This is a genomic window from Pandoraea captiosa, assembly GCF_902459775.1.
Taxonomy (GTDB): Bacteria; Pseudomonadota; Gammaproteobacteria; order Burkholderiales; family Burkholderiaceae; genus Pandoraea; species Pandoraea captiosa.
This window is the reverse complement of the sequence record NZ_CABPSQ010000031.1, coordinates 1-1,234: the sequence shown is the minus strand read 5'-3', so window position 1 is coordinate 1,234 and position 1,234 is coordinate 1. Positions and strand designations below refer to the sequence as shown.

Sequence of the window (1,234 nt, the reverse complement as noted above, 5' to 3'; positions counted from 1 at the left end):
TACCTGCAGAACATTCTGCCGGTGTTGCTGGGGGCAAACGGCAACTTCGAGACGATCGTCTTCGGGGTGTTGCTCGTGCTGCTGCTGCAATATGCGCGCGACGGCGTGTGGCCGTTCTTCGGCAAGATCTTCCCGGCGCGGCGCGTTGCGAAGGCGCCGGAGCAGGCCGAGCCGTTGGGCCATCGTCCGAAGCCGGCCGTGGGCGAGGTGGTGCTCAAGCTGGAGAAGGCGCGCAAGGAGTTCGGGGGTCTGGTCGCCGTGAACGACGTGTCGTTCGAGGTGAAGGCGGGCGAGATCGTGGGGCTGATCGGCCCGAACGGTGCGGGCAAGTCGACCACGTTCAACCTCGTGACCGGGGTGTTGCAGGCCACGCGCGGCGAGATCTCGTTCCTGGGCGAGCGAGTCGATCGTCTGCCCTCGCGCGAGATCGTCAAGCGCGGCATTGGCCGCACGTTCCAGCACGTGCGCCTGATGCCGCAAATGAGCGTGCTGGAGAACGTGGCGATCGGTGCGTATCTGCGTGACAAGCATGGGCTGCGTCGTCGCCCGCAGGGTGGCGTGTGGTCCAGCGTGCTGCGTCTGGATCGTCACGAAGAAGCCATGCTGCTGCATGAAGCGAAAAAGCAGATCGAACGAGTGGGCCTCGGGGCGCATATGTACGACGAAGCGGGCAGTCTGGCGCTGGGACAGCAGCGCATTCTGGAAATCGCGCGTGCGCTGGCGTGTGATCCGACCTTGCTGCTGCTCGACGAGCCGGCGGCGGGCCTGCGTTACAAAGAGAAGCAGGCGCTGGGCGATCTGCTCAGAAAGCTCAAGGATGAGGGCATGAGCGTGTTGCTGGTCGAGCACGACATGGACTTCGTGATGAATCTGACGGATCACCTGGTGGTGATGGAGTTCGGCACCAAGATCGCCGAGGGGCTGCCGGAAGACGTGCAGAAGAACCCGGCGGTGCTCGAAGCGTACCTTGGAGGAGTGGAGTGATGGCAGACGCGATTCTGGAGGTCAAGGACCTCGCCGTCGCATACGGCAAAGTCGAGGCGGTGCATGGAGCGCATCTGCGGGTGGGGGCAGGGCAGATCGTTACGGTGATCGGTCCGAACGGTGCGGGCAAGTCGTCGATGCTCAACGCCATCATGGGGGCGCTGCCGCACAACGGATCGAGCAAGGGCAGCGTGGCCTATCTGGGTCACGAGATGTCGGCGCTGAGCATCGAAGCGCGTGTCTCGCGGGG

General features: G+C 64.3%; 2 protein-coding genes. Both read left to right on the top strand.

Going from position 1 to position 1,234, the window contains the following annotated elements; all coding sequences use genetic code 11:
• On the top strand, window positions 1-984 hold a 984-nt coding region (locus tag PCA31118_RS26875; RefSeq protein ID WP_150627969.1), incomplete at its 5' end, for an ABC transporter ATP-binding protein.
• Window positions 984-1,234, top strand: a 251-nt coding sequence (locus PCA31118_RS26870) for an ATP-binding cassette domain-containing protein (RefSeq protein WP_150627968.1), incomplete at its 3' end; no start/stop codon positions are given. The genes PCA31118_RS26875 and PCA31118_RS26870, both read left to right, overlap by 1 nt.